At 63.2% G+C, this 26,712-nt stretch carries 28 protein-coding genes and 1 pseudogene; 16 read left to right on the top strand and 13 right to left on the bottom strand.

Annotated elements, in window-relative coordinates; all coding sequences use genetic code 11:
* Window positions 1-143 precede the first annotated feature (143 nt).
* Complete coding sequence (locus tag JFU57_RS06480; protein WP_201128564.1) at window positions 144-1,064, top strand: LysR substrate-binding domain-containing protein; 921 nt, start codon at window positions 144-146, stop codon at window positions 1,062-1,064.
* A gap of 191 nt (window positions 1,065-1,255) precedes the next feature.
* The gene (locus JFU57_RS06475; RefSeq protein WP_201128563.1) at window positions 1,256-3,232 is read left to right on the top strand and encodes a methyl-accepting chemotaxis protein; all 1,977 of its coding nucleotides are present in this window, start codon (window positions 1,256-1,258) and stop codon (window positions 3,230-3,232) included.
* Window positions 3,233-3,325: 93 nt separating this feature from the next.
* On the opposite strand, the gene JFU57_RS06470 is transcribed toward JFU57_RS06475, so the two are convergent.
* Window positions 3,326-4,231 (bottom strand): ABC transporter six-transmembrane domain-containing protein, encoded by a 906-nt coding sequence (locus JFU57_RS06470; protein ID WP_201128562.1) that lies wholly within the window; start codon window positions 4,229-4,231, stop codon window positions 3,326-3,328.
* Window positions 4,232-4,343: 112 nt separating this feature from the next.
* On the opposite strand from JFU57_RS06470, the gene JFU57_RS06465 reads away from it, so the two are divergent.
* Both JFU57_RS06465 and JFU57_RS06460 read left to right on the top strand, forming a co-directional pair.
* Window positions 4,344-4,928 (top strand): TetR/AcrR family transcriptional regulator, encoded by a 585-nt coding sequence (locus JFU57_RS06465; RefSeq protein WP_201128561.1) that lies wholly within the window; start codon window positions 4,344-4,346, stop codon window positions 4,926-4,928.
* 105 nt (window positions 4,929-5,033) lie between these two features.
* Window positions 5,034-6,248, top strand: coding sequence for an aldose 1-epimerase family protein (locus JFU57_RS06460; protein ID WP_201128557.1), 1,215 nt, complete (start codon window positions 5,034-5,036; stop codon window positions 6,246-6,248).
* Here JFU57_RS06460 and JFU57_RS06455 read toward each other — a convergent pair whose 3' ends face one another.
* Both JFU57_RS06455 and JFU57_RS06450 read right to left on the bottom strand, forming a co-directional pair.
* Window positions 6,249-7,748: a YifB family Mg chelatase-like AAA ATPase gene (locus JFU57_RS06455; RefSeq protein WP_201128556.1), complete on the bottom strand. Its 1,500-nt coding sequence runs from the start codon at window positions 7,746-7,748 to the stop codon at window positions 6,249-6,251.
* 164 nt (window positions 7,749-7,912) lie between these two features.
* On the bottom strand, window positions 7,913-8,173 hold the full coding sequence (locus tag JFU57_RS06450) for an accessory factor UbiK family protein (protein WP_078470486.1): 261 nt from the start codon (window positions 8,171-8,173) through the stop codon (window positions 7,913-7,915).
* 417 nt (window positions 8,174-8,590) lie between these two features.
* Here JFU57_RS06450 and glnK point away from each other — a divergent pair, with 417 nt between their 5' ends.
* The 4 genes from glnK to sutA all read left to right on the top strand — a co-directional run bounded on the left by glnK (window position 8,591) and on the right by sutA (window position 11,363).
* Window positions 8,591-8,929, top strand: coding sequence for a P-II family nitrogen regulator (glnK, locus tag JFU57_RS06445; RefSeq protein WP_002555808.1), 339 nt, complete (start codon window positions 8,591-8,593; stop codon window positions 8,927-8,929).
* A gap of 34 nt (window positions 8,930-8,963) precedes the next feature.
* The gene (locus tag JFU57_RS06440; RefSeq protein WP_078470487.1) at window positions 8,964-10,301 is read left to right on the top strand and encodes an ammonium transporter; all 1,338 of its coding nucleotides are present in this window, start codon (window positions 8,964-8,966) and stop codon (window positions 10,299-10,301) included.
* 210 nt (window positions 10,302-10,511) lie between these two features.
* Window positions 10,512-10,937 (top strand): secondary thiamine-phosphate synthase enzyme YjbQ, encoded by a 426-nt coding sequence (locus JFU57_RS06435; RefSeq protein WP_020295986.1) that lies wholly within the window; start codon window positions 10,512-10,514, stop codon window positions 10,935-10,937.
* A gap of 102 nt (window positions 10,938-11,039) precedes the next feature.
* Window positions 11,040-11,363 (top strand): transcriptional regulator SutA, encoded by a 324-nt coding sequence (sutA, locus tag JFU57_RS06430; protein ID WP_020295985.1) that lies wholly within the window; start codon window positions 11,040-11,042, stop codon window positions 11,361-11,363.
* Window positions 11,364-11,493: 130 nt separating this feature from the next.
* Here the strand turns inward: sutA and JFU57_RS06425 are convergent, their stop codons facing one another.
* From JFU57_RS06425 to lptM, 6 genes are read right to left on the bottom strand one after another with little or no spacing between them, the layout of a single operon-like run.
* A complete protein-coding gene (locus tag JFU57_RS06425; RefSeq protein ID WP_201128549.1) occupies window positions 11,494-12,189 on the bottom strand; it encodes an HAD family hydrolase in 696 nt (231 codons plus the stop codon).
* On the bottom strand, window positions 12,186-13,085 hold the full coding sequence (xerC, locus tag JFU57_RS06420) for a tyrosine recombinase XerC (RefSeq protein ID WP_201128547.1): 900 nt from the start codon (window positions 13,083-13,085) through the stop codon (window positions 12,186-12,188). The genes JFU57_RS06425 and xerC overlap by 4 nt, the downstream gene beginning before the upstream one ends.
* Before the next feature lie 2 nt (window positions 13,086-13,087).
* Window positions 13,088-13,813, bottom strand: coding sequence for a DUF484 family protein (locus JFU57_RS06415; RefSeq protein WP_020295982.1), 726 nt, complete (start codon window positions 13,811-13,813; stop codon window positions 13,088-13,090).
* A gap of 13 nt (window positions 13,814-13,826) precedes the next feature.
* Window positions 13,827-14,657 carry a diaminopimelate epimerase gene (gene dapF, locus JFU57_RS06410; protein WP_078470491.1) on the bottom strand — a complete coding sequence of 277 codons (831 nt, stop codon included), beginning with the start codon at window positions 14,655-14,657 and terminating at the stop codon, window positions 13,827-13,829.
* A gap of 3 nt (window positions 14,658-14,660) precedes the next feature.
* Window positions 14,661-15,908, bottom strand: coding sequence for a diaminopimelate decarboxylase (lysA, locus tag JFU57_RS06405; protein WP_078470492.1), 1,248 nt, complete (start codon window positions 15,906-15,908; stop codon window positions 14,661-14,663).
* 9 nt (window positions 15,909-15,917) lie between these two features.
* Window positions 15,918-16,076 (bottom strand): LPS translocon maturation chaperone LptM, encoded by a 159-nt coding sequence (lptM, locus tag JFU57_RS06400; RefSeq protein WP_020295979.1) that lies wholly within the window; start codon window positions 16,074-16,076, stop codon window positions 15,918-15,920.
* Between the two features lie 239 nt (window positions 16,077-16,315).
* On the opposite strand from lptM, the gene cyaY reads away from it, so the two are divergent.
* The 3 genes from cyaY (at window position 16,316) to rnk (ending at window position 17,437) form a co-directional block, all read left to right on the top strand.
* Window positions 16,316-16,648, top strand: a complete 333-nt coding sequence (cyaY, locus tag JFU57_RS06395; protein ID WP_020295978.1) for an iron donor protein CyaY — start codon at window positions 16,316-16,318, stop codon at window positions 16,646-16,648.
* Between the two features lie 4 nt (window positions 16,649-16,652).
* Window positions 16,653-16,883 (top strand): DUF1289 domain-containing protein, encoded by a 231-nt coding sequence (locus JFU57_RS06390; RefSeq protein WP_078470493.1) that lies wholly within the window; start codon window positions 16,653-16,655, stop codon window positions 16,881-16,883.
* 140 nt (window positions 16,884-17,023) lie between these two features.
* Window positions 17,024-17,437, top strand: a complete 414-nt coding sequence (gene rnk, locus JFU57_RS06385; protein ID WP_020295976.1) for a nucleoside diphosphate kinase regulator — start codon at window positions 17,024-17,026, stop codon at window positions 17,435-17,437.
* 6 nt (window positions 17,438-17,443) lie between these two features.
* Here the strand turns inward: rnk and JFU57_RS06380 are convergent, their stop codons facing one another.
* From JFU57_RS06380 to JFU57_RS06370, 3 genes are all read right to left on the bottom strand, one after another.
* Window positions 17,444-20,290 (bottom strand): class I adenylate cyclase, encoded by a 2,847-nt coding sequence (locus JFU57_RS06380; RefSeq protein ID WP_201128545.1) that lies wholly within the window; start codon window positions 20,288-20,290, stop codon window positions 17,444-17,446.
* A gap of 174 nt (window positions 20,291-20,464) precedes the next feature.
* Window positions 20,465-20,710, bottom strand: coding sequence for a TIGR02647 family protein (locus tag JFU57_RS06375; protein ID WP_020295974.1), 246 nt, complete (start codon window positions 20,708-20,710; stop codon window positions 20,465-20,467).
* Window positions 20,711-20,965: 255 nt separating this feature from the next.
* Window positions 20,966-21,250 (bottom strand): hypothetical protein, encoded by a 285-nt coding sequence (locus tag JFU57_RS06370; protein WP_020295973.1) that lies wholly within the window; start codon window positions 21,248-21,250, stop codon window positions 20,966-20,968.
* A gap of 126 nt (window positions 21,251-21,376) precedes the next feature.
* Here JFU57_RS06370 and JFU57_RS06365 point away from each other — a divergent pair, with 126 nt between their 5' ends.
* The gene (locus JFU57_RS06365) at window positions 21,377-22,036 is read left to right on the top strand and encodes a glutathione S-transferase family protein (RefSeq protein ID WP_201128543.1); all 660 of its coding nucleotides are present in this window, start codon (window positions 21,377-21,379) and stop codon (window positions 22,034-22,036) included.
* Window positions 22,037-22,104: 68 nt separating this feature from the next.
* Here the strand turns inward: JFU57_RS06365 and argH are convergent, their stop codons facing one another.
* Window positions 22,105-23,499: an argininosuccinate lyase gene (gene argH / locus JFU57_RS06360; protein ID WP_020295971.1), complete on the bottom strand. Its 1,395-nt coding sequence runs from the start codon at window positions 23,497-23,499 to the stop codon at window positions 22,105-22,107.
* Between the two features lie 478 nt (window positions 23,500-23,977).
* Between argH and JFU57_RS33570 the strand changes: the two are divergent.
* The 4 genes and pseudogenes from JFU57_RS33570 to JFU57_RS06345 form a co-directional block, all read left to right on the top strand.
* Window positions 23,978-24,130 (top strand): annotated as a pseudogene (locus tag JFU57_RS33570) (sensor histidine kinase); the annotation flags it as partial.
* Complete coding sequence (locus JFU57_RS06355; protein ID WP_078470496.1) at window positions 24,127-24,873, top strand: LytR/AlgR family response regulator transcription factor; 747 nt, start codon at window positions 24,127-24,129, stop codon at window positions 24,871-24,873. The pseudogene JFU57_RS33570 and the gene JFU57_RS06355, both read left to right, overlap by 4 nt.
* Window positions 24,874-24,999: 126 nt before the next feature.
* Complete coding sequence (gene hemC / locus JFU57_RS06350) at window positions 25,000-25,941, top strand: hydroxymethylbilane synthase (RefSeq protein ID WP_201128540.1); 942 nt, start codon at window positions 25,000-25,002, stop codon at window positions 25,939-25,941.
* Complete coding sequence (locus JFU57_RS06345; RefSeq protein ID WP_201128533.1) at window positions 25,938-26,705, top strand: uroporphyrinogen-III synthase; 768 nt, start codon at window positions 25,938-25,940, stop codon at window positions 26,703-26,705. Before hemC ends, JFU57_RS06345 begins: the two co-directional genes overlap by 4 nt.
* Window positions 26,706-26,712: the final 7 nt, after the last annotated feature.

The raw sequence follows: 26,712 nt of genomic DNA, 5'->3' as shown, positions 1-26,712 counted from the left end.
GGCAATGGGCAATGGGTCAAGAGCGCTGATTCTCGGCGCTTGTGGCGCATTGCACAAAAGGATAAAAACGATTGCTGGCATGATTAAAACTCATGCGAACTCGTTTCTGGTAGCGTGGCCGCACCGCCCACGGAGAGCGTTACATGTCTCGTCGTCTTCCTGCCCTGTATGCCTTGCGCGCCTTTGAGGCTGCGGCCCGGCACAGTTCGTTCACCTGCGCGGCCGAAGAGTTGTCGATTACCCAGAGCGCGGTCAGCCGGCATATCCGCACCCTGGAGGAGCACTTCGCCTGCCGGCTGTTCAAGCGCAGCGGGCGTAACCTGCAACTCACGGAAGCCGCGCGCCTGCTGTTGCCGGGCGTTCGCGAAGGCTTCAGCGCCCTGGAGCGGGCCTGCAATACCTTGCGCGCCGAGGATGACATTCTGCGGATGAAGGCGCCGTCGACCCTGACCATGCGTTGGCTGCTGGCGCGGCTCAGCCGTTTTCGCCACCTGCAGCCGGGCAACGAGGTGCAACTGACCAGCGCCTGGATGGACATCGATTCGGTGGACTTCAACCAGGAACCCTTCGATTGCGCGGTGCTGCTGAGCAACGGCCACTTTCCGGCGGACTGGGAGGCCAGCTACCTGTTTCCCGAGCTGTTGATCCCGGTCGGTGCGCCGAACCTGCTCAATGACCAGCCATGGGATGTGGCGCGCCTGGCCGTCACCGAATTGCTGCACCCGACCCCGGACCGCCGCGACTGGCGCAGCTGGCTGGAGCGCATGGGTTTGTCCGATCAGGTCTCGCTCAAGGGCGGGCAGGTCTTCGACACCCTGGAGCTGGGGATGATTGCCGCGGCCCGGGGCTACGGCGTGTCCATGGGCGATTTGCTGATGGTCGCCGAAGATGTGGCCCAGGGTCGGCTGAGCCTGCCGTGGCCGACTGCGGTGGCCAGTGGCGAGAACTATTACCTGGTCTGGCCGAAAACCCGGCCCGGAGGTGAACGTTTGCGCCGCCTCAGCGATTTTCTCCAGGGCGAGGTCCAGGCCATGCAATTGCCTGAGGTAGAGCGCCTCGGCTGAAACGATGTAGCGCCCGTGGGAGCGGCCTTGAGCGATAACCGTGCGAATTGCTCAAGTATTCATCGTTGCCGCCGAATCCTAGAAAGTGGAACTTGCGTCCTGCAGCGTTCCCCCCCGTCCCCCATTACTGGAAAATTTTGCCGAGCACGCGACCTGATCAGGATGATCCGGGCTCTCGGTCAGGAGCCGTCATGCCTCAACCCCGTGCCCGGATTGCCTCACAGCTGGGCCTTGCCCTGGCTGTGATCTTGGCGATCGTGATCAGCGGCAGTGCCGTTTTTGCCCTGCGTTCGCTGGATTCCGCCAACCTCGACACGCGGGAAGAGCACCTGGCCAGCGAAGCGCGGCTGCTGGCCGATCAGCTCAACACGTTCCACAGCACCCTGCGCGAAAGCACCCAGCGCCTGAGCGGGCTGTTCGAAAAACGCTTCAGCGGCGGCCTGAGCCTGCACCCCGAGCAGCCGGTGACAGTGGCCGGCACCTCCACGCCGGGCCTGCACCTGGGCGGCCAGGTGTTGAACAACAACTTCGAGGAGGTCGACGAGTTCAAGCAGATGACGGCTGGCGTGGCGACCTTGTTTGTCCGCAGCGGCGATGATTTTGTCCGCGTCAGCACCTCGCTGAGCAAACAGGACGGCAGCCGCGCCATCGGCACCTTGCTCGACCATGCCCACCCGGCCTACCAGAAGCTCATGGCGGGGCAGGGTTACGTCGGCCGCGCGCTGCTGTTCGACCGCTCCTACATGACCCAATACACGCCGGTGCGCGACAGCAGCGGGAAGGTGATTGCGGTGTTGTTCGTCGGTTTCGACTACACCGATGCGCAGAACGCCCAGTTCGACAATCTCAGGCGCTTCCGCATCGGCCAGACCGGTTCTCTGGCCTTGCTGGATGAGCAAAACAAATGGCTGGTTCCGCCTGCCGGCGTGCAGGCGCTGGATCAGGCGCTGCCGACCATGGCCGAGCTGATTCGCCAACCGGGCAAGGGCCGCTTCTGGAGTGACAAGGCCGAAGACTTCTACAGCCTGGCGGTGCCGTTCGAGGGTGGCCCCTGGGCGGTGGTGGCGAGCATGCCGAAAGCGGAAATCCGCGCGGTGACCTGGAGTGTCGGCCTGCGCCTGGTCATCGGCAGTCTGCTGGCGATGCTGCTGGCGGTAGGCGCGGCGGTCTGGCTGTTGCGCAGCAAACTGGCGCCCCTGGCAGACCTGGTGCGTCAGGCCGAGGCCCTGGGCGCCGGCGACTTGAGCGTACGGCTGAATGTGTCCAGCCAGGATGAGATCGGCCAGCTGGCGCGCAGTTTCAACCAGATGGGCGAAGCCCTGTCGACCATGGTCGAGCACATCCGCCGGGCGGCCCAGGAGGTCAACGGCAGGGCCCAGGCGTTGTCCGGATTGTCCGGTGGCGCCTACGAGGGCATGGAGCAGCAGTCCGGCGAAATCACCAGCATGGCGGGCGCCGTGGAAGAGTTCAGCGCCACCTCGCTGAACATCGCTGACAACATGGGCAACACCGAGCGCCTGGCTCAGGAAAACGCCCAGCAGACGCGCATCGGCCGCACCTCGATGGAAGAGGCTTCATCCTCCCTGGAGCAGATCGCCAGCGCCCTGAACAGCACCGCCACGGTGATCAACACCCTAGGCCAGCGCTCCCAGGAAATCGGCGGCATTGTCGGGGTGATCACCGCCATTGCCGACCAGACCAACCTGCTGGCGCTCAATGCGGCCATTGAAGCCGCCCGGGCTGGTGAGCAGGGGCGCGGATTTGCAGTGGTGGCCGATGAGGTGCGCAACCTGGCCTCGCGCACCCGTGAGGCAACCGATGAAATCTCGGTGATGATCGGCAGCATCCAGCAGGAAACCGGCAACGCCATCAGCACCATGGAGCAGGGCAACCGGTTGATGCAGGAGGGCCTGTCGCGCAACGCTAATGTGGCTTCGGCCCTGGCGCGGATCGATGAACAGAGCCGCAGTGCCGGCCAGCAGTTCGCCGCCATCACCACCGCGACCCAGGAGCAGAGCAGCACCGCGACCCTGCTCAGCAGCAACCTGCAAAGCATCGCCCAGGCCAACAGCGAGCAGCGTGAAGTGGTGTCCAACCTGGCGATCACCGCCAAGGAACTGGAAGCTCTCGCCGCCGAACTGCGCCACGAAGTCGACCGCTTCCGCTAAAGCGCGTCGCACACCTGTAGCCGCTGTCGGGCCTGACTGCGCTGGCCTGATGGAACACCGAGCAGTGGCCGCGCGCTGAACGGCGCTCGGCGGCTACAGGCCGGGGTCTACCCGCTTGCCGATATCGCGCAGGCGGGCCAGTTGGTCGACCATGGTCGGCGCCTCGTCAAGGCTGCTGACAAAGGTCCACAGGTAGGTCATCACCGCATACACATGGCCGGCCTTGACCGCTGGCGACAGGGCCAACTGGCTGATGGCGACCACAAACAGCGCCGCCGCCACCGTGCCGATAAACAGGTAGGCCACCGCTTCGCGATCCGAGAGCCGGATACGCAGGCGCGACAACACCCGGTAATGGCGCTGCAACGACGCCGCGCCGACCCGGGCGACCATGCCGATCTCTTTTTCCAGCCGGTCATTGAGCCGCTCATGCAGTGCCTGGTTGCGCCGGGCAAAACGCGGCAACAAGGCGCAGCACAGGATCAGCGCCAGCAGGCACGCCAGGCCGATCCACGGCTCGATCAGCGCCAGCATCGCCGCTGCGCCGACAATCGAGACCAGGGCGGTGGCGATGGTCGGAATGTGTTTCTCGAAGAAGTCGACGAACTCCCGCGCCAGTACCACCCGTGCCGCGGCGGTGGACGTGTCCTGATTCAGCAGGCGCTGGTTGAGGATCACCGGCACCGCGAGGTCGGTGTAGATGCGGGTGAAGGTCCGGGTGTCCACGGCGCGTCGCGCGGCCCCGACCATCCAGAACGCCAGCACCACCACCGCGTACACCAGGGCGCTGCCGGTGTCGCCGCGAATGATCGAGTCCACCGCAAAGCCGGCGAACAACGGGTAGGCCAGGAGCAGGGCGTTTTCCAGGGCCACCAGGCTCAGGGTGAAAAACAGTTTGCCGGGGTACGCCCGGGCGATGGCCTTGAGGGTTTGGCCAGCGGATTGCTGACCGATCTTTTTGCTTTCATCCACAAGAATTTGCGACGTAACGGCTGACATGGGTGCACCGAAGGGAAGATAAACGCTAATATTGAGCGACTGCTCAATTATCTTTGAGCGATCGCTCAAAAAGCAAGCGCCGTCCATCCAGCGGCGTCCGGAGGCAAGCCCCATGTCGCGTATCGACCGTAAAGACCAGATCATCGCCGCCGCCCTGGAGCTGTTTCGCAGCAAGGGTTTCGCCGATGTGTCCACCCGAGACCTGGCGGAACACGCCGGTTTGTCCCGCAGCCACGTCTACCACTACTTCAGCGACTGGAATGAACTGCGCCGTGAGGCCTTCGTGCGCTTTGCCGACGAGCAGCTTGAAACTGCGCGGCAATCCCTGGCTGGTGCCGCGCCGCTGGAAGCGCTGCAAGGCTTCCTGCGCGACTGCCTGCCCGACTCGGCGGACGCCGGCTGGGCGCTCTGGCTGGACGCCTGGGACGAGGCCATGCACGACGCGCCCATGGCTGAGGCGTACCTGAAGATCAACGGCGAATGGCAGGCGATGCTGGCGCACATCATCGAGCAGGGAGTCGCCGATCAAGTGTTTTGCTGCCAGAACGCCGAACGCGCAGCGCGCCAATTGTTCGCCCAGACCATGGGCTATGCCGATGACCTGTTGTTGCAGCCCTCGCATGCGGCGGCGGCAGCGGCTTTGGACGAAGTCATGGAGGTGGCGCGGCTGCTGCTGAAGATCCGACTAGTCGACTGATGCTGGGGTTCGCCTGATCTTGTCTGCCTGATGCCGTTTTTTATGCTTGCTGAAACGTTTCTTCAGCGCTATAAAAATTGCACAACTCCAAGAAAGGCAACTTCCATGACTCCGCTTAAACTGTTTGTCACCCTCGGCGCGTTGACGGCCGCCTCCCACGCCATGGCCTGGGACTATGTACTGCTCGACACCGACAAGGCCGCGCAAAACCTGCACATCACCAGCCAACAGCTGGGGCTCAAAATCGACAAACCCTTCTCTGTCACCCTGCGCACCCTGCACGGCGGGCGCCAGGAAGGGGTGAGCATTGTCGACATCGATAACGGCGCGATGAAACTCTCGGTCGTCCCCACCCGTGGCATGAACGTCCTTCAGGCTTCCGTAGGCTCGGTGCGCCTGGGGTGGGATTCACCGGTCAAGGAAGTGGTCAATCCGGCCTTTATCGAGCTCAACGGCCGCGGTGGCCTGGGTTGGCTCGAAGGCTTCAACGAGCTGGTCACCCGCTGCGGCTACGAATGGGTCGGCCATCCGGGGATGGATAACGGCGAGCTGCTGACCCTGCATGGCCGGGCGGCGAATATTCCGGCGAACAGAGTCACCCTGCACATCGACGAAAAGCTGCCCTATGCCATCAGTCTGCGCGGCGAGCTCAAGGAGCAGGCGTTCAAGAAGGTCGACTTCACGGTGGTCACCGAACTGCTGACCGAACCCGGCAGCGTGAGCTTTGCCCTCAACGACACCCTGACCAACAACGGCGATTACCCGAAGGAATACCAGGCGCTGTACCACAGCAACTTCAGCACACCGTTCCTTGAAGAGGGCGCACGTTTTGCCGCTCCGGTGAAGCAGGTCTCGCCGTTCAACGACAAGGCCAAGGCGGACCTGGGGCAGTGGCAGACTTATCGCGGCCCAACCCGCGACTACGACGAAACCGTCTACAACGTGGTGCCTTATGCCGATGCCAAGGGCGAGACCCTGGCCGTGCTGCACAACAAGGCCGGCAACCTTGGCGTCTCCCTGGGCTTCAACACGCAACAGTTGCCAGTGTTCTCGTTGTGGAAAAATACCGACACCCAGGGCCAGGGTTATGTCACCGGCCTGGAGCCGGGCACCAGCTTCTCCTACAACCGTCGCTACCAGCGCCCGCTGAACCTGGTGCCGACCATCGGCGCCAAGGAGCAGCGGCAGTTCCAGATTCGCTACAGCCTGCTGGCGGACAAGCCGGCTGTGGATAAGTCCCTGGCCCGGATCACCCAGATCCAGGACGGACGCCAGACTGAAGTGCGGCCAACGCCTCTGGTCGACCTGTCCAAGGAGTGATCAGACACTGCTGGCGCTGGGGCGGTATTGCAGTGCTTCCGCCAGGTGCTCGCGACTGATCTGTTCGCGTTGCTCGAGGTCGGCCAGGGTCCGGGCGACCTTGAGCAGGCGATGCGCGGCGCGCAGCGACAGGGTCAAACGTTCGCAGGCGTTCTCCAGCCAATGCTCGTCGGCTGTGGATAACCTGCAATGCGCGCGTAGCCCTGGCAAATCGAGAAAGGCGTTGGCGCAACCCTGGCGTTGCTGCTGGCATTCCCGGGCCTGTGCCACCAGGGCGGCGGCGTGGGCCGTGTCTGCCCCGGGCTGCGGGGTGGGGTTCAAGGCGGTGGTTTCCCGGGCGACGGTCAGGTGCAGGTCGATTCGGTCGAGCAGCGGGCCCGAGAGCTTGTTGCGATAGCGCTGGATCTGCTCCGGGGTACAGCGACAGCGGCCGCTGGGTTCGCCCAGGTAGCCGCAGGGGCAGGGGTTCATCGCCGCCACCAGCTGGAAGCGCGCCGGAAAATGCACCCGATCCCGGGCGCGGGCGATCACGATTTCGCCCGATTCCAGCGGTTCTCGCAGCACCTCCAACACCTTGCGGTCGAATTCCGGCAGCTCATCGAGAAACAGCACCCCGTGATGGGCCAGGGTGATTTCTCCGGGTTGCGGTTTCGAGCCGCCACCCACCAGTGCCGGCCCGGATGCGGAGTGGTGGGGCTGGCGAAACGGTCGTTGTGGCCAGTGGCACAAGGGGATATGGCTGGCGACCGACTGAATCGCCGCCACTTCCAGTGCCTCCTGTTCCTGCAATGGCGGCAGCAGGCCGGGCAAGCGGCTGGCAAGCAGGGTCTTGCCGGTGCCTGGCGGGCCGCTGAACAGCAGGTTATGGGCACCTGCCGCCGCCACCAGCAGCGCCCTTTTGGCCGCCAGCTGGCCCTGGACTTCATTCAGGTCGGGGTAAGGGCGGTCCGCTTGCAGCAAACCATTGGAAACAAACGGCTCGATCGGCGCATGGCCATTGAAATGTGCCACCGCCTCCAGCAGATGGTCGACCGCGATCACTTTCAGGCCCGATGCCAGGCAGGCTTCTTCGGCATTCGCCCGCGGTACCACCAGCGTGCGTCCGGCGCTGCGCGCGGCCAGGGCCGCCGGAAGCACGCCGCGCACCGCGCGCACGGCGCCGGATAACGCCAGCTCACCCAGGCATTCGACTTCATCCAGCGCCAGGCTGGGCACCTGCACGCTGGCAGCGAGAATGCCCAGGGCAATCGCCAGATCGAAGCGTCCGCCGTCCTTGGGCAGGTCGGCCGGTGCCAGGTTGAGGGTGATGCGCCGTGCCGGAAAGTTGAAACCCGAGTTGATGATCGCGCTGCGCACCCGGTCTTTGCTTTCCTTGACCGCGGCTTCCGGTAGCCCCACCAGGGTCAGCGCGGGCAGGCCGTTGGCCAGGTGCACTTCGACGCTGACCGCCGGTGCCTGTACGCCGACTTGAGCGCGGCTGTGGATGATCGCCAGAGACATGAGCCCTTCCTTGGTGAGGCCCATGCCGCGTCCTGCGGCGGGCGTTACAAGGATAGTTGGCGTGGCGCCGGCGGCAGCCGGGCAATGCTCACAGGATGTGTCATCCCGGTGAGTGGTCGCCCCTGACCTGGGCCTGGCCGGGCCCTAGATTCCCGCGCAGCCGGTCATTCGGTTGGCGGGTTGAGCCGGGCTTCGAGTTCGCTGACCTTGGCTTCAAGGCTTTCCAGGCGGGCGCGGGTGCGGGCCAGCACCACCATCTGGCTGTCGAATTCTTCGCGGCTGACCAGGTCCAGTTTGCTGAAGCCGCTTTGCAGCAGGGCCTTGAACTGGCTTTCGATTTCATTGCGAGGCAGCGGGGTGTCGCCGCTGAACAGGCGGGAGGCGTGGCCGCTCAGGGCGTCGAGAAGGTCTTTGGGCGCGAGCATGGGAAGGTCCTGAAAACTGATGGCGCGCAGTGTATCACGCAGCATTCGCAGGCACGGACGAGGGCAGGGACGCACGTTTTTCGCGCATGGCGCTGCGCGGCGACGCACCGTTTTTGTGCGTATCTGCGGCGGTGATGGCGAGCTGATACTGGCGATCGTCGGCAAGAGGTTGAAATCAGGGGATTTTCAGGAGCTGGCAAGGTTTCTGCTTAGGAGCTGATGACCCATGCACTGATGCAGTCGCTGTGACGAATGCAGTGCGGCAGACGTAGCGGGAAGTGTTTCGTCAGGAGCGGTTAGCTGGTGTCGGTCTGGCAGCGGAAGGCCGACGATGCGTTACAAAGCCAGGCACTGCGCTTAGACTTGAGTCGGGTTTGTTTTCCTGGGGCAAGTCCACCAATTCGGGAGAGAGTTTTCATGAAGCTAGTCACTGCCATCATCAAGCCGTTCAAGTTGGACGACGTGCGCGAGTCGCTGTCCGAGATCGGCGTGCAGGGCATTACCGTTACTGAGGTCAAAGGCTTCGGTCGGCAGAAGGGCCACACCGAGCTGTATCGCGGCGCGGAATACGTGGTCGATTTCCTGCCCAAGGTGAAGATTGATGTCGCCATTGACGACAAGGATCTTGACCGGGTTATCGAGGCGATAACCAAGGCGGCCAACACCGGCAAGATCGGTGACGGCAAGATCTTCGTGGTCAATCTGGAACAGGCTATTCGCATCCGTACCGGCGAAACCGATACCGACGCAATCTAAGCCGCCAAACCCCAACGCCCCAGGAGAAAACAATATGACTCTGCGTAAATTCGCAGGGCTAGGAGCCCTGTTGTCCCTCGTAATGCCCAGCCTGGCCATGGCGGCAGACGAAGTGGCGGCTCCAGTCCTCAACTCCGGCGACACCGCCTGGATGCTCACCTCGACGGCCCTGGTGCTGTTCATGACCATTCCCGGCCTCGCGCTGTTCTACGGCGGCATGGTGCGTTCGAAAAACATTCTGTCGGTGCTGATGCAGTGCTTTGCCATTACCGGCCTGATCAGCATCCTGTGGGTCATCTACGGCTACAGCATTGCCTTCGATACCACGGGCATGGAACAAGGCGTCGTCAACTTCAACTCGTTCTTCGGCGGCATGGGCAAGGCGTTCCTCGCCGGTGTCACTCCGTCCAGCATCACCGGGCCTGCGGCGCTGTTTCCCGAGGCGGTGTTCATCACCTTCCAGATGACCTTCGCGATCATCACTCCGGCGCTGATCGTCGGTGCTTTCGCCGAGCGCATGAAGTTCTCCGCGATGCTGATCTTCATGGGCGTCTGGTTCACCCTGGTTTATGCACCGATCGCGCACATGGTCTGGTCCGGTAACGGCGGCCTGATGTGGGACTGGGGCGTACTCGACTTCGCTGGCGGCACCGTGGTGCACATCAACGCCGGTGTGGCCGGCCTGATCGCCTGCCTGGTACTGGGCAAGCGCAAAGGCTTCCCGACCACGCCGATGGCTCCGCACAACCTGGGTTACACCCTGATGGGCGCGGCCATGCTGTGGGTCGGCTGGTTCGGCTTCAACGCCGGCTCCGCTGCCGCCGCCAACGGCACCGCCGGCATGGCGATGCTCGTGACTCAGATCGCAACCGCTGCCGCGGCCCTGGGCTGGATGTTCGCCGAGTGGCTGACCCACGGTAAGCCAAGCGCCCTGGGTATCGCTTCGGGTGTGGTTGCCGGCCTGGTGGCCATCACTCCAGCCGCTGGCACCGTGGGCCCGATGGGCGCCCTGGTGATCGGCCTGGCCGCTGGCGTCGTGTGCTTCTTCTGCGCCACCAGCCTGAAACGAAAACTGGGCTACGACGACTCCCTGGACGCCTTCGGCGTGCACGGTATCGGCGGTATCCTCGGCGCGATCCTTACGGGTGTGTTCGCTGCTCCGTCGCTGGGTGGCTTCGGCACCGTGACCGACATCGCCGCACAGGTCTGGATCCAGTGCAAAGGCGTGGGCTTCACGGTGATCTACACCGCGATCGTCACCTTCATCATTCTCAAGGTGCTGGATGCCGTCATGGGCCTGCGCGTGACCGAGGAAGAAGAAGCGGTCGGCCTCGACCTGGCGCAACACAACGAGCGCGGCTACAACTTGTAGGTTCGCGAAAAAAAATGCCCGGCTTGCCGGGCATTTTTTTGCCCGGCGTTTGTCACTAACGCAAGGCTGAAAGGTTTTTTCCCCGGCGAGTCCAGGGGTTTGCCGTCGCTATTTTTCCCTGGCCAATTGCTTACAGCGCAGGGCGAGTATTAGGCGCTTTGTTTTTTCCCAGAGCGCGCTAGAATGCGCGCCGAATGTGCGGAGAACTGTATGTGGCAACAGACTCTGATTACCCTGCGGGCAAGGCCCCGAGGCTTTCACCTGGTAACGGACGAATTGCTCGCCGGCTTGCCTGAGTTGAAGGCCTGTCGGGTCGGTCTGTTGCATCTGTGGCTGCAGCATACCTCGGCCTCGTTGACCATCAACGAGAACGCCGATCCGGCGGTTCGACGTGACTTCGAGCGTTTTTTCAACGGGCTGGTGCCGCAAGGTATGGCCGGGTATGAACATAACGACGAAGGCGCGGACGACCTCCCGGCGCACTTCAAGGCCAGCCTGCTGGGCTGCCAACTGAGCTTGCCGGTATCGGCAGGGCGCTTGGCGCTAGGCAGCTGGCAAGGTGTTTATCTGGGCGAGCATCGAGATCATGGCGGTGCCCGTAAAGTCCTTGCCACCTTGCACGGTGATAAGGCATAAGCCGCTGGTTACCAGCGGATGTTGATTTTTTTCCAGCGACCTTCGACAGTCGGCTCAGCTGGGCTATAACTAATCTGCTTTTCGCAAGTCATGAGGTAGAACATGAGCGACGATGATCTGGAAAACGACGACCTCGAAGTAGGCGACGAAGACGAAACCGAAGAAGGTCTTGAAGCGGCCGCCGATGACGTGGTCGAAGACGATGGTGGCGATGCTCCCGCGCCGACCGCCAAAGGCAAGGCCAAGGCTGCCGTATCGGTAGACGAGCTGCCGAGCGTCGAGGCCAAGAACAAAGAGCGTGATGCACTGGCGCGTGCCATGGAAGAGTTCCTGGCCCGTGGCGGTAAAGTGCAGGAAGTCGAGGCCAATGTGGTCGCTGACCCGCCCAAGAAGCCTGACAACAAGTACGGTAGCCGCCCTATCTAAGGCGCCTGCCCCGAAAAAGCCCGCCGTCGCTGCGGGTTTTTTTTGGCGCGCAAAAAAGTGGAGAGACGCAGCGAGAGGCCGCCGCAAGCTGTAAGCCGTCAGCTTGGAGCTTGGAGCTTGCGGCTTAGCCCTATCTCCAGCGGCCGAGGAGGGCGGGGAGCTCGGTCAGGCTGCGGATCTCGGCGTCGGGTGCGCGCTCGGCCTCCCAGGTTTTGCCGCCGGGATTGAACCAGATGGCCCGCAAGCCTGCCTGTTGGGCGCCGGCGATGTCGTCGCCGGGGTGGTCGCCGATATGTACGGCGCTGTCTGCTGTCGCCCCGCCCCGCTGCAGGGCCTCGTGGAACAGGCGCGCATCGGGCTTGGCGATGCCGATGTCTTCAGCGCACAAGGCGAACGTGAAGTAGTCCGCCAGGCCCAGGCGGCGCACGTCGGCATTGCCGTTGGTGACCACGCCCAGGGCGAAATGGTTGGCCAGGGCTTCCAGGGTCGGCACGACTTCGGGAAAGATCTGCAACTGGTGCCGGGCGTGCAGGAATACCTCAAAGCTCTGATCGGCCAGTTGATTGGCCTGGACCTGGTCGTACCCGGCTTCTTCCAGGGCATGAAACAGCACGCGGCGGCGCAGGGCGCTGATGCGGTGCTTGAGGCTCGGATCCTGGCCCAGCACCCGTTCGCGAATGGCCCACAGATGCTCCACCGGCACACCGCCCAGGTTGGGCGCGTGTTCGGTCAGCCACTGGCGCAGGGTGGCTTCGGCGCTGACGATCACCGGCGCGGTATCCCACAGGGTGTCGTCGAGGTCGAAGGTGATCAGCTTGATGGTCATTGCTCACCGCCTTTGGTGCGTTTGGCCCGAGGATGGGCGCTGTCGTAGACCGACGCCAGGTGCTGGAAATCCAGGTGGGTGTAGATCTGCGTGGTCTTGATGTCCGAGTGGCCCAGCAGCTCCTGCACCGCGCGCAGGTCCTGGGAAGACTCCAGCATATGGCTGGCGAACGAGTGTCGCAGCATGTGCGGGTGCAGGTTCTGCCCCAGTTCGCGCTCGCCCGCAGCCTTCACCCGTAGCTGGATCGCCCGCGGGCCAAGACGCCGGCCCTTCTGGCTGACGAATACGGCATCGTCCGCCGGATTGCTCAGGGCCCGCAGGGGCAACCACAACTGCAGCGCCTCGCGGGCCTTCTTGCCCACCGGCAGGACCCGGGTCTTGCTGCCCTTGCCATGCACCTGGACCAGGCCGTCCGCCAGGTCCAGTTGGTCCAGGTTGAGCCCGGTCAGCTCCGACAGGCGCAGGCCCGAGGAGTAGAACAGCTCCAGGATCGCCTGGTCGCGATGGGCCAGGAAATCGTCCTCCACGGCGCCGTCCAGCAGTTGCAGGGCGCGGTCGGTGTCCAGGGTCTTGGGCAGGCGGCGTTCACCCTTGGGCGGCGCCAGGCCATTGGCCGGGTCGTGGTTGCACAGGCCTTCACGGTTCAGATAGTGGTAGAGGCCGCGCACCGCCGACAGCAGGCGCGCCAGGCTGCGGGATGATTGTCCCTGCTGATGCAGGCGGGCGACCATGCTGCGCAGGGCCTGGATGTCGAGAGTCGCCCAACTGGCGACCTGCTGCTTGGCACACAGGGCCAGCACTTTGTTCAGGTCGCGGCGGTAGGCTTCCAGGGTATGGGGCGACACCTGGCGCTCACTGCGCAGGTGCTCGCAGTAGGCGTCCAACTGCCGTTCCATGCTCAGCGTACCGAGCGCAGCGAGTGGGTGAAGCGCGGCAGGAGTCGACCCAGGACTTCGGCGATATAACTCAGAAACAGCGTGCCCACCGAGCTCTTGTAGTGCTGCGGGTCACGGCTGGCGATGGCCAGTACGCCGTGCACGCCCTGATGGGCAATGGCGACCACGGCGGTGGAGCCGATCTGCTTGCGCTGTTCTTCGCCGAACAGGAAGTCCAGCTCATGCTCGCGCAGGCTGCCGCTGACGCTCTTGCCCTCGGTGAGCAGGCCGCCAATGGCGGTCTGGGCCTCGCCGGCACTGACCCAGCGACCCACCGGCATGGCGTTGTCACCAAACAGGATCAGGCTGACAAAGGGCACCTGAAAATCCTGGCGCAGGCTGTCTTCGACACTCATCACCAGGTCTTCGAGGCTGGTGGCATCCATCAGCGCCAGAATCAGGCGGCGGGTCTTTTCGAACAGCCGGTCGTTGTCGCGCGCCACATCCATCAATTGCGAGAGGCGGTGACGCATCTCGATGTTGCGTTCGCGCAGGATCTTCATCTGCCGCTCCACCAGCGAGATGGTGTCGCCACGCTGGTGGGGAATACGCAGGGCCGGGAGCAGTTCTTCGTGTTCGACGAAGAAATCCGGATGAGCCTCAAGGTAGGCGGCAATGGCCGCTGCCTCCAGGCTTTCGGAAGGGGATTCGTCGGGCTTTTCGGCTGGAACCTGAGGCTGGTCGGTCATGGGGTTCGCTCACTCATAGACGCACTTGTCCTTCGTATACGCGTACTGCCGGGCCGGTCATCATCACCGGTTGGCCTGGGCCTGCCCATTCGATGGACAGGCGCCCGCCTGGCAGGTCGATCAATAGCGGCGAATCCATCCACCCCTGGCTGATCGCGGCCACTGCGGCTGCGCAAGCTCCGGTACCGCAAGCCTGGGTTTCCCCGGCCCCACGTTCCCAGACCCGCAGCTGCGCGCGCTGGCGGTCGATGACCTGGAGAAAACCGACATTGACCCGCGCCGGAAAGCGCGGGTGATGTTCGATTTTCGGGCCCAGCTCGTGCACCGGCGCGTTGTTGATATCGTCGACTCGCAGCACCGCGTGGGGGTTGCCCATGGACACGGCGGCCAGCTCGATCTGTTGGCCGTCGACATCAAGCGGGTAGCTCAAGGCCTGGGCCGGCGCGTCAAACGGGATCTCGGCCGGAACCAGGCGCGGGGCGCCCATGTTGACGCTGATCTGCCCGTCGTTGCGTATATCCAGCTCGATGATGCCGCTCTTGGTCTCGACCCGGATCTGGCGCTTGGTGGTCAGGCGCTTGTCCAGGACAAAACGCGCGAAGCAGCGGGCACCGTTGCCGCACTGCTCCACTTCGGAGCCGTCGGAGTTGAAGATCCGGTAGCGGAAGTCCACATCCGGGTTGCTCGGTGCTTCGACAATCAGCAACTGGTCAAAACCGACACCGGTGTGGCGGTCGCCCCATTGCTTGGCGTGTTTGGGCAGAATGTGCGCGTGCTGGCTGACCAGGTCGAGAACCATGAAGTCATTGCCCAGGCCGTGCATCTTGGTAAAACGCAGCAGCATGGCTTACTCCGGCAGCAGGCTTTCGCCAGCAAACAACTCGGCTACCGTCTCGCGGCGACGCACTTCAACAGCCTGGTCACCATCGACCAACACTTCGGCGGCGCGGCCGCGGGTGTTGTAGTTGGAGCTCATGACGAAACCGTAGGCACCGGCGGAATGCACGGCCAGCAGGTCGCCTTCCTCCAGCGCCAACTGACGTTCCTTGGCCAGGAAGTCCCCGGTCTCGCAGATCGGGCCGACGATGTCGTAGGTCCGTGGCTCGGCATCCCGAGGGCGCACGGCCGTGACGTCCATCCAGGCCTGGTACAGCGCCGGGCGGATCAGGTCGTTCATGGCGGCATCGACGATGGCGAAGTCTTTGTGTTCGGTGTGCTTGAGGTACTCGACCTGGGTTAGCAGGACCCCGGCGTTGGCGACAATGAAGCGTCCGGGTTCGAACACCAGGGCCAGGTCGCGGCCGTCGAGGCGCTCGCGCACGGCCTTGACGTAGTCGGCCGCCAGCGGAGGTTCTTCATCGCGATAACGCACGCCCAGGCCGCCACCGAGATCGATGTGGCGCAGGTAGATCCCGCAATCGCCGAGGCGATCCACCAGGTCCAACAGGCGGTCGAGGGCGTCGATGAAGGGCGCCAGGGTCGTCAGTTGCGAACCGATATGGCAGTCGACACCCACCACTTCCAGGTTCGGCAGTTGTGCGGCGCGGACATACACGTCTTCGGCGTCGGCGATGGCGATGCCGAACTTGTTTTCCTTGAGACCGGTGGAGATGTACGGGTGGGTGCCGGCATCCACATCCGGGTTGACCCGCAACGATACCGGGGCCCGCACACCCAGCTCGGCGGCCACGACCTGCAGGCGCTCCAGCTCGTCGGTGGATTCGACGTTGAAGCAGTGCACCCCGACTTCCAGGGCGCGGCGCATGTCTTCGCGGCTTTTGCCGACACCGGAGAAGACGATTTTGTCGGCGCTGCCGCCGGCGGCCAGAACCCGCTCCAGCTCGCCACGGGAAACAATGTCGAAACCGGCGCCCAGGCGAGCCAGGACGTTCAGAACACCAAGGTTGGAGTTGGCTTTTACCGCAAAGCACACCAGGTGCGGCGTGCCCGCGAGGGCATCGGCGTACGCGAGGTATTGGGCTTCGATATGCGCTCGGGAATAGACATAGGTTGGCGTGCCAAAGCGTTGGGCAATGGCGGACAACGCTACACCTTCCGCGAACAGCTCACCGTCGCGGTAGTTAAAAGCGTCCATGTTTTGCCCTTAGTAGGAGTCGTGCTTGTGCGACTGCGATTGCGACTTCGCTTGTTCTTCAGGGGACTTGCTGTCATCGGGGAGATACAGCGGACCTTTTTGACCACAGGCAGTAACGAGGCAGGCAACCGCGACGAGCGCAGCAAGGGAAGAGATCAGGCGCTTCATGGCGAAATCCTTGAGAATGCGTTAATTGCGCCCGAGTATACCGGCCACCTTGCAGCTTGCCTATGCGGCGCGGCTCCCGTCCGGCGGGCCTTTGCCCGCGGCGCCCGGGTGTCGGCGGGCGGGCACGGAAATAATTTGCATGGCCTTTGTGCCCTTGATCGGTATCCTTTGCATTCGCCTGGATGCCTCCGTATCTTGCGGCGCTTGAGCGTGAGTAGACACTTTTTGAGGTTGCCACAATGAGTTTGACTGAAGCCCGTTTCCACGATCTGGTCGATACGACCCAGCAGATGCTGGAGGATATTTTCGACGAGAGTGACCTGGACATCGATCTGGAGAGCTCGGCCGGTGTCCTCACCGTCAAGTTCGAAAACGGCAGCCAGGTGATCTTCAGTCGCCAGGAGCCTTTGCGTCAGCTGTGGCTGGCGGCGCGCTCCGGTGGTTTCCACTTCGACTACGACGAAGAAAGCGAGCGCTGGATGTGCGACAAGAGCGAAGAGCAACTGGGCGAAATGCTCGAGCGGATCGTCGAAGAGCAGGCAGATATCAAGCTTGAGTTCGAAGGGCTCTGAGACCGTGACCCAGACCGCGCCGGTGCGTGCCCCCAAGCCGCTGTACAGCAATATCAGCCCGGCGGTGGCCTCGCCGTGCATCAGCCTGTGCCGCCTGGACGAAGAGAAAGTATGCCGCGGCTGCTTTCGCCATGTCGAAGACATCCGCGAATGGCGCTCGGCCGATGACCAGCGGCGGCGCGATATCTGCGCCCAGGCGCTGACACGCCGAAATGCGGCAGCCGACCTCGGCTAGGGTCTGTGGCCGGCGGCTTGTTTATTTATTGTGCTGTGGTAGTGTCCGGTTACGCCTCGCCACATCGAGGTCTGTGAGAACCCCGTCTTATTTGGCGGGGTTTTGCTTTTTTGTGCAGAAAAAAGGAGTCTGCCTGGATCATGAGCACCGCACCTACCATCATCCTCACCCGCCTTGACGTGCAACGTCTGGAGCGCCTGATCGACAGCCTGGACGACTCGCTGCCTGGCGTTATCGCGCTGCAAACCGAGCTGGATCGCGCCGAAACACTGGTTGGTCACGATGAAGTCCCAGCGGGTGTCGTGACTATGAACTCGCGTGTGCATTGCCGTGAAGAAGGCAGTGGCAAGGATTACCACCTGACCCTGGTGTACCCGCAGGACGCCAATGCCGACGAAGGCAAGATTTCAATCCTGGCCCCGGTCGGCAGTGCGCTGCTGGGTTTGCAGGTGGGTCAGCACATCGACTGGCCGGCGCCGGGCGGCAAGACTCTGAAGCTGGCACTGCTGGAAGTGGAATACCAGCCTGAAGCGGCCGGCGACTTCCATCTCTGAAGCCCCCTAGACCTGCTCGAGCGCGTCGTTCAGTGCGCGCTCCAGGTCAGACTTGTAGCGCAGGTACAGATTGCTCGGGCTTTGTGCATCGCCCAGCAGGCCCGACAGATCCAGATCGGTGATGTAGCAGCGATAACGCTGCGTCTCGTGCCGCTGCTCGACGATTTCCCGGGCGACCACGCTGAACAGCTGGTCGCCATGCTCCAGTTCGGAGAACTCCCGCTGATTGCAATACAGGGTGACCTGCACCTGGCCCGGTGCAGCCTTGCCGATGATTGCCTGCACGTCATAAAACGGCTTGTCCACCGGGGTCAGCGGCGCCGGGCGCGGTTCCACGCGGCGCGCCCGGCCGCTGCCCGACGGCAGGATCTGGTAGTACAAGGCTTCCAGTGGCGCTACCGGCTGGCTGGCATCCATCGGCAACAGCGCGTCCCGGCGATACAGAATTGACTGCAGAAAGCGTTGCAACGGCACCAGCAGGCTTTGCTCGTCGTGGTAAGGCAGGCGCTGCTGCCAGAGGGCATTGAATTCATCGAGCACGTAGAGTTCGGCTTCGCTGTCGATGATCCGGTAGAACACCTGGATGCACTCGGGCTGGCCCATGGGCAGGACCAGCGCCAGGTCCTGATCCTCCAGGGCCATAGGGTCCAGGTGCAGCGGGCTGTAACTCAGCTGTTCTTCGCCGAGGTAGGCCAACAGCGCCGGCAGGCTTGCCAGGGCCACATGGTTGACCTGCCCCGGCACCAGCTCCAGCACGTGGTAATGCTGCTGCACCTGGATCAGGTAGCGATGGTTGAGCTGGCTGAGCAACAGGTTCTGCGCCATGTCGAAGATTTCTTCGACGCGCTGGGCAATGAACTGGGCGCGGTTGTGGCAGAAGCAACGCACCCGCAGCCGTGGCTGGGTGCCGCGCGGCAGGTTGTTGAGGTAGTCGCGCAGGCAGTCGAGCAGGGCGTGGGCGCCGTCGTAGCGGCTGACCATCACCTCGTTCCAGCTATTGAGCGTGACCTGGTCGAGGGTCAGCACCAGGTTTTCCCGGACCCCGGCATAACTCAGGGAGTCGGTACGCTCGGTGGTCATCAGGATATTCAAGTCGCGGTGATGCTTGAGCGGGTCGACGCCGATATTCACCAGCACCAGCACCTCGCTGGGCACGCTGGCATGCAGCAACTGTTCTTCGCTGACCGTGGTCAGGGGCAGGGCGATGGTCTGTTGCAGGCTGCCCAGCAGGTTGAACAGCTCGAATTCGCTGAGGTCGCTGGTGCCGGGGTGCAGGGCCAGGCGTGTAGTGCTGTCGATCACGCCGTTGCGATGGCACCAGGTCAGCAGCTCCAGCAGCTCGCGGCTGCGCTTGATCGGCGCGAAATTTTCCCATTCCAGGGCGCTCAGGCTGCCGTTGTACAAACCCCAATGGGATTGCCCGGGTTCCTTGCGGTTCGGCGACTGGACCAGGGTCAGGGTGTCTTCGGCCAGGTCCGGGGCGATCCCCGGGTTGATGAATTCGATCTTCCCGGCCTTGCGCTCGAAGGCCGCGTACAGCCTGCGCCCGAGCACATTGAGGTCGCGCTTGTTGATCAGGCTGACGGTCTGCTCGGTGCGGGCGAACTGGGTCAGGAAGCGGTAGCTGTAGTTCAGTTCGTTGACCAGCGCCCGGCGCTCGGCGCTGACCTGGCGCACCTTCCACTGGCTGCGGCTGTCGAGCATGGCCAACTGGCGCTGGTCCCAGCCCCATTCATTGGCCAGGCGTTCGAGCAGCAAGCGTTGCCAGCTTGGGTTGCGTGCGCCGCTGCCGCTGCTGAGCTTGCGATTGACCTTGAGGTACAGGCTGCGTCGCACCAGCTCCAGGCGTTCGGGTTCGGCGCGGGCCTTGAGGTATTCCTCGATACGCCGGTAGACCACGATGTAGGGGTCCAGCTCGTCCAGGTCCAGGCGGTTGGCGAACACCGCCTGCTTGAAACGCAGGCTCAGGCACTCGACCTTGGGGTGCTCGCTGGCATAGACCTCGGTCAGCAGCAGCTTGAGGACCGACTTGTACGGTGACTCGATGCCCTTGAACAACTGCCACAGCCCGGCGCCAATGAATTCCCCAGGGGGGATGCGCGCCAGGTGGCCGAGGTCGAGGTTCTCCTCAGCCGGCACAAAGCGCTTGGACAGCAAGGTTTGGGTGTACTGGGCGTAGCGGGTTTCCTCATACACCGGCACCAGCCACCACAACGGGGTGCGCCCGGCCAGCCAGATCGCGGTGCGATAGAACTCGTCGAGCAGCAAGTAGTGCTGGGTGGTGCCGCAGTCGTCGGAACTCAGCTGGGTATCGCGCTCGCCGCGCACGAAGCGGCTCGGATCGATCAGGAAGAAGTGCGCCTCGGCGCCCTGGCTGTCGGCCCAGGCTTCCAGCAGCTGGCATTTCTTGCGTAGCTCGGCGAGCTCGCTGTCGCTCAGATCCGGTGCGTGGCAGACCCAGACATCCATGTCGCTCTGGTCGGCCTGGGCCAGGGTGCCCAGGCTGCCCATCAGGAACAGACCATGGATCGGTCGCGGTGGATTGCCGTGGCGTGCCTTGTAGGAAAACGAGCGGGTCAGGCGCTGGGCTTCGGCCAGGGCCTGGGCGTCGGGTTCGTAATTGGACAGCCCGGCCGGGGTGCTGCCGGAAACATAACCTGGCAGCAGCGGATGATTGACGTGGAAGAACAGCGGCAGCAGGTTGAGCACGCCCTGCTGGCGTGGCGACAACCCTTCCATGGCCCGGGCCATGCGGCCTTCATTGAGCTTGAGAAAACGCGCACGCAGTTGGCTGAGAACCTTGCGGTCGATTCCCTCGTCCAGATCGGGGCGGATTTCATGGGTGCGGGTCATTGCTAACGGCTCGCGCAGCTCGAACGTGGGAGGTATCGGTCGCTCGGCAGTTTACAGCCAGACGGGGCAGGCCTTAAGTCGAATTTTGATTTTTGACGTCAGATTTCCACCGCCCGGAAGGGGTGCGCCCGCGGAATCCGACAGACGGGGATCCCGGGGGCCGGACGCGAGCGTTTAAGCGGTTTCGTTGACCGCCAGAATGGTCAGCAGGCCTTGGGCGTGCTCGGCAGCATCCCGACCCAGGCTGGTCAGGTAGCCGCCATCGGGCTGGGTAATCAGGTCTTTGTCGAATAGGCGTTGTGCGGCAGCGATAGCTTTCGGGGCAGCGGTCTGATGAATTTTCAGGCCTTCCTGGGAACTGTCCAGGTTGAAGAGTGCAAGGATTTCCAGTTCGGCAACCAGCTCAGGGGTATACGACATAAGGACTCCAGACTTTCTAGGAATTAGACGACAGCGTTCCTAAGGTGAACGCAGTTGTGCGGCCTGTCCAGTATTCGCGGTGGGCTTTTTCAGTGCGGGGCAGCGGTGTATGGCCGCAGGCGGCTTGTCGGTGCAGTGGTGGCGTCGGTCGCGCCGGGCAAATGCCGGCACGCCACCGGCGACAGGGGGGGCGAGCAGGGGGAGCGCCGGTTGCTTGGATGCAGGCAGGTCCGGCTTTCTGGGTGCAGTCCGGGTTTACTTCTTCTCTGGCGGCAGCTCGGGCAGGGCGCGCAGGGCTGTTTCATACCATTGGGTGTCGAACGCTCGGTCTTCTTCGAGGATGGCGTCGATCTCCACGGCCAGCACGTGGGCCATCAGGCTGAGGATTTCCTCGCGTTCGTAGCCGACCAGGGTCAGCTTGTTGAACGTGGCCTTGGCCGCTGGCGGGTTGTCGCTTTCGATCTGGTTTTCGATCGCTTCGATCAAGGTGTTTTCGGTGAATTCTTCTTCGTCGTGGTCGATGTCGGTCGGCTCGCTCATGGCAGGCTCCTCAAGGAAAGGTCGCCAGTTTACCTGCATTCAGAGCGCTGATGCTGCTGGCGAGAGTGGACCCCAGGATCTATAAAGAGGCGCTGCCAACCCCCTGCACGGCCCGGAGGCTATGTGATGCTCAAGCTCTATGGATTCAGTGTCAGCAACTACTACAACATGGTGAAACTGGCGTTGCTGGAGAAGGGGCTGCCCTTCGAGGAAGTCCCGTTCTACGCCGGCCAAAGCCCGGAGGCGCTGGCCATCAGCCCACGGGGCAAGGTGCCGGTGCTGCACGTGGAGCAGGGCTTTATCAACGAAACCAGCGTGATCCTCGAATACATCGAGCAGACCCAGGCTGGCCCGAAACTGCTGCCCACGGATCCTTACCTGCGAGCGCAGGTGCTGGCCCTGGCCAAGGAGATCGAGCTGTACATCGAGTTGCCGGCCCGCGCCTGCTACCCCGAGGCGTTCTTCGGCATGCCGTTGCCAGCTGTGATCAAGGAAAAATCCCATGCCGACCTGCTACAGGGGTTCGCCGCCCTGGGCCGACACGCCAAGTTCGCGCCCTATGTGGCGGGCGACAGTCTGAGCGTGGCGGATCTGTATTTCATGTACAGCGTGAGCCTGGCCTGCGCGGTGGGCCAGAAGCTGTTCGGCGTGGATTATCTGGCGCAGATGCCGGTAGCCAAGGCGCTGCTCGAACAACTGGAGCAACGGCCCCATGCCCGGCGCGTGGCGGCTGACAAGGATGCGGCGATGCCGCAGTTCCTGGCGATGGTCGCCAGCAAGAAATAGAACCTCAGGGGCGCGCCAGCCGGCCCGCTCCAGCGCCAATGGCTGGAACGGGCTGGTCGGCGAGCGATTTAGCGGCTGGCCAGGAGCGCCTGGCCGCGAACCACGGCAGCCTTGACCTGGGCCGGCGCGGTGCCGCCGATGTGGTCACGGGCATTCACCGAGCCTTCCAGGGTCAGCACGGCGAACACGTCCTGCTCGATCTGATCGCTGAATTTGCGCAGCTCTTCCAGGCTCATTTCCGCCAGGTCCTTGCCGCTTTCCACACCGTACTTCACGGCGTGGCCGACGATTTCGTGGCAATCACGGAATGGCAGGCCGCGACGCACCAGGTAGTCGGCGAGGTCGGTGGCGGTGGAGAAGCCGCGCAGCGCTGCTTCGCGCATGATGGCGTGCTTGGGCTTGATGGCCGGGATCATGTCGGCGAAGGCCCGCAGCGAATCGCGCAGGGTATCGGCGGCGTCGAACAGCGGCTCCTTGTCTTCCTGGTTGTCCTTGTTGTAGGCCAGGGGCTGGCCTTTCATCAGGGTCAGCAGGCCCATCAGGGCGCCGAATACCCGGCCGCTCTTGCCGCGAACCAGCTCCGGCACGTCGGGGTTTTTCTTTTGCGGCATGATCGAGCTGCCGGTGCAGAAGCGGTCCGGAAGGTCGATGAACTGGAACTGCGCGCTGGTCCACAGCACCAACTCTTCGGAGAACCGCGACAAGTGCATCATCGCGATGCTCGCGGCGGCGCAGAATTCGATGGCGAAGTCGCGATCGGAAACGTTGTCCAGGGAGTTGCCGCCGACGGCGTCGAAACCCAGCAGTTGTGCGGTGTATTCACGGTCGATGGGGTAGGTGGTGCCGGCCAGTGCGGCGCTGCCCAGGGGCATGCGGTTGGTGCGCTTGCGGCAGTCGACCAGGCGCTCGTAGTCGCGGCTGAGCATTTCGAACCAGGCCAGCATGTGGTGCCCGAAGGTCACCGGCTGCGCGGTTTGCAGGTGAGTGAAGCCGGGCATGATGCTGCCGGCTTCGCGCTCGGCCTGTTCCAGCAGACCTTTTTGCAGACGGGTGATCTCAGCCAGGATCAGGTCGATTTCGTCGCGCAGCCACAGGCGGATATCGGTGGCGACCTGGTCGTTACGGCTACGCCCGGTGTGCAGCTTCTTGCCGGTGATGCCGATGCGGTCGGTCAGGCGCGCCTCGATGTTCATGTGCACGTCTTCCAGGTCGATGCGCCAGTCGAAACTGCCCGCCTCGATTTCGCCCTGGATGGTGTTCAAGCCTTCGATGATGGTGTCGCGCTCGGCATCGGTCAGCACGCCGACCTTGGCCAGCATCGTGGCGTGGGCGATCGAGCCCATGATGTCGTGGCGATACAGGCGCTGGTCGAAAGTGACAGAGGCGGTGAAGCGGGCGACGAAGGCGTCGACGGGTTCACTGAAGCGGCCGCCCCAGGACTGATTGGTCTTGTCAGTGCTCATGAAATCGCTCGTGATCTGCTGAATGGAAATGGCGTGAAAAGTTGTCGCGGATAATAACAGGGTTGCCCGGACTGTCGTTGGCGCCGGTCGGCAGGATTTTTATTTGTCCTGGGGCCAGGTTGACGGCTTGTCGCCGGCCTCGGGCGCGCAGAGACTAGGGTCGTGCCCTGCATCGCGCAGGGTGCAGCAAGCGGCAATGGCTGGGCGTGGTAGCGATTATGTTGAAACGATATTTTTCGATTGAGCAATATCGTCTTGGCAACCGTCTACAGTTGGACTGTAGTACCAGCGCACTGGCGCAGACCCTTGTGGTCTCGCGCCGGGCCTGGCAATCGAATGTGGCGATCGCTCCCGGCCATGGAGCCCCCAGTACAGCGAGGGTGCACGGGCATAACCTGGGGCGACGGTAGAAGAGGGGGCAGGTATGTCGGGTATCAGCAGACCCTGCGACGGCGTCGTGCTTCCAAGGTTGTGGAGCGGTATCGGGCAGGCCCGGGCGAATATTGGTAACCGGCTTGCGGCACTTTTTGGCCTTCGCACTAGTCTTAGCGTGGATCGCCGTGACGGACGTCACTTCACCTGTCTACGCTATCCTTGTGCGAGACTCACGCAGGAATCCAGCGCTATATGAATGTCCTGATCGTTGATGACGAACCCCAAGCCCGCGAGCGTCTGAGCCGTATGGTCAGTGAACTCGAGGGATACAGTGTCCTGGAGCCCAGCGCCACCAATGGCGATGAGGCGTTGACCCTGATCGACAGCCTGAAGCCGGATATCGTCTTGCTTGATATCCGCATGCCCGGCCTGGACGGTTTGCAGGTCGCCGCCAGGTTATGCGAGCGGGAAACTCCACCCGCCGTGGTGTTTTGCGCGGCCCAGGATGAGTTCGCGCTCGAAGCATTCGACGCCAGCGCCGTGGGCCATCTGGTCAAGCCGGTGCGCCCCGAATCCTTGCTCGAAGCCCTCAAGCATGCCGAACGACCCAATCGCGTGCAGCTGGCAGCCTTGACTCGTCCTGCCGCCGAAAGCGGCAATGGGCCGCGCAGTCATATCAGCGCCCGTACCCGCAAGGGGATTGAGCTGATCCCCCTGGCCCAGGTGATCTATTTTATCGCCGATCACAAATATGTGACCTTGCGCCACGAGGGCGGAGAAGTGCTGCTGGACGAGCCGCTCAAAGCGCTTGAAGACGAATTCGGCGATCGTTTTGTGCGCATCCACCGCAATGCCCTGGTGGCCCGCGAGCGCATCGAGCGTTTGCAGCGAACACCCCTGGGGCACTTCCAGTTGTTTCTCAAAGGCCTCAATGGCGACGCCCTGATCGTCAGCCGACGGCATGTCGCGGGCGTGCGCAAAATGATGCAGCAGCTTTAGGACGGCCATGCGACGTCGCCGAGCTGGGCCCTGAGGCCGGGCAGGCGGCGCTGTTTCTGATACAAGTCAAAGCGGATTTGGCTGAGCTGTTATTATCTGCCGTATCTATTCAGTACGGATTGATCCATGTCCTCTCGCGAGATCCGCATCGCTACCCGCAAAAGTGCCCTGGCCTTGTGGCAGGCCGAATACGTCAAAGCCCGTCTCGAAGAGGCCCATCCGGGTCTCGTGGTGACGCTGGTGCCCATGGTCAGTCGCGGCGACAAGCTGCTTGATTCGCCACTGTCGAAAATCGGTGGCAAGGGCCTGTTCGTCAAGGAACTGGAAACCGCGCTGCTGGAGAACCAGGCCGACATCGCCGTGCACTCGATGAAAGACGTGCCCATGGACTTCCCCGAAGGCCTGGGCCTGTTCTGCATCTGCGAACGCGAAGACCCGCGCGACGCCTTTGTTTCCAATACCTACGCCAGCCTTGAGCAATTGCCCGAGGGCAGTATCGTCGGCACCTCCAGCCTGCGTCGTCAGGCGCAGTTGCTGACCCGCCGCCCTGACCTGCAGATCCGCTTTCTGCGTGGCAACGTCAACACCCGGCTGGCCAAGCTGGATGCCGGCGAGTACGACGCGATCATCCTGGCTGCCGCCGGCCTGATCCGCCTGGGTTTTGAAGATCGCATCAGCTCCTCGATCAGTGTCGATGACAGCCTGCCGGCCGGCGGCCAGGGCGCGGTCGGCATCGAATGCCGCACCGCCGACAGCGAGATCCACAAGCTGCTCGCACCGCTGCACCACGCCGACACCGCCACCCGCGTGACCGCCGAGCGTGCCCTCAACAAACACTTGAATGGCGGCTGCCAGGTGCCGATCGCATGCTACGCCGTGCTTGAAGGCGAACAGATCTGGCTGCGTGGCCTGGTCGGCGAGCCGAGTGGCGGCCTGCTGCTCAGCGCGCAAGCCCGTGGCCCGCGTGCTGCGGCATCCGAGTTGGGAGTACAGGTGGCGGAAGACCTGCTGGCCCAGGGCGCCGACGATATTCTGCGTGCAGTCTATGGCGAGGCTGGCGAAGAGTGACCGGCTGGCGTCTGCTGCTGACCCGGCCGACAGAGGAGTCGGCGGCGTTGGCCGCCACTTTGGCAGATGCGGGCTGTTTCAGCAGCAGCCTGCCGCTGTTGGAGATCGAGCCCCTGGTGCTGGGCGAGGCGCAGCGGGCGACGTTGCTGCAACTGGAGCGCTACTGCGCCGTGATCGTGGTCAGCAAGCCGGCCGCACGCCTGGCAATTGAATTGCTCCAGCAGTTCTGGCCACATCCGCCTCGCCAGCGCTGGTTCAGCGTAGGTGCGGCCACCGCACAGATTCTCGCTGACCACGGCCTTGATGTGTTCTACCCGGAGCAGGGCGATGACAGCGAAGCCTTGCTTGAGCTTCCCCAGTTGCGCGAGGCTATTGCCCGCCCCGAGCCGCGCGTCCTGATCGTGCGTGGCGAAGGCGGACGCGAGCTGCTGGCTGAGCGCTTGGGCAATCAAGGTGCTAGTGTCGAATACTTGGAACTGTATCGCCGTTGCCTGCCCGCTTATGCCGATGGCAGCCTGGTACGACGTATTCGAGCGGAACGCTTGAACGGGCTGGTGGTCAGCAGTGGACAGGGTTTTACGCACCTGCATCAAATGGCGGGCGCGGCCTGGGACGAATTGGCGCAGTTGCCGTTGTTTGTTCCAAGCCCACGGGTCGCCGAGATGGCGCGTGCTGCCGGGGCCCAAACAGTTGTGGATTGTCGTGGCGCCAGTGCCGCGGCCTTGCTAACGGCGTTACGGGAGCAACCCGTGCCCGTTCTCTAATGCAAAG

Origin of the sequence: Pseudomonas sp. TH07 (assembly GCF_016651285.1) — a bacterium.
Taxonomy (GTDB): domain Bacteria; phylum Pseudomonadota; class Gammaproteobacteria; order Pseudomonadales; family Pseudomonadaceae; genus Aquipseudomonas.
This window is presented reverse-complemented; position numbering and strand designations above follow the sequence as displayed.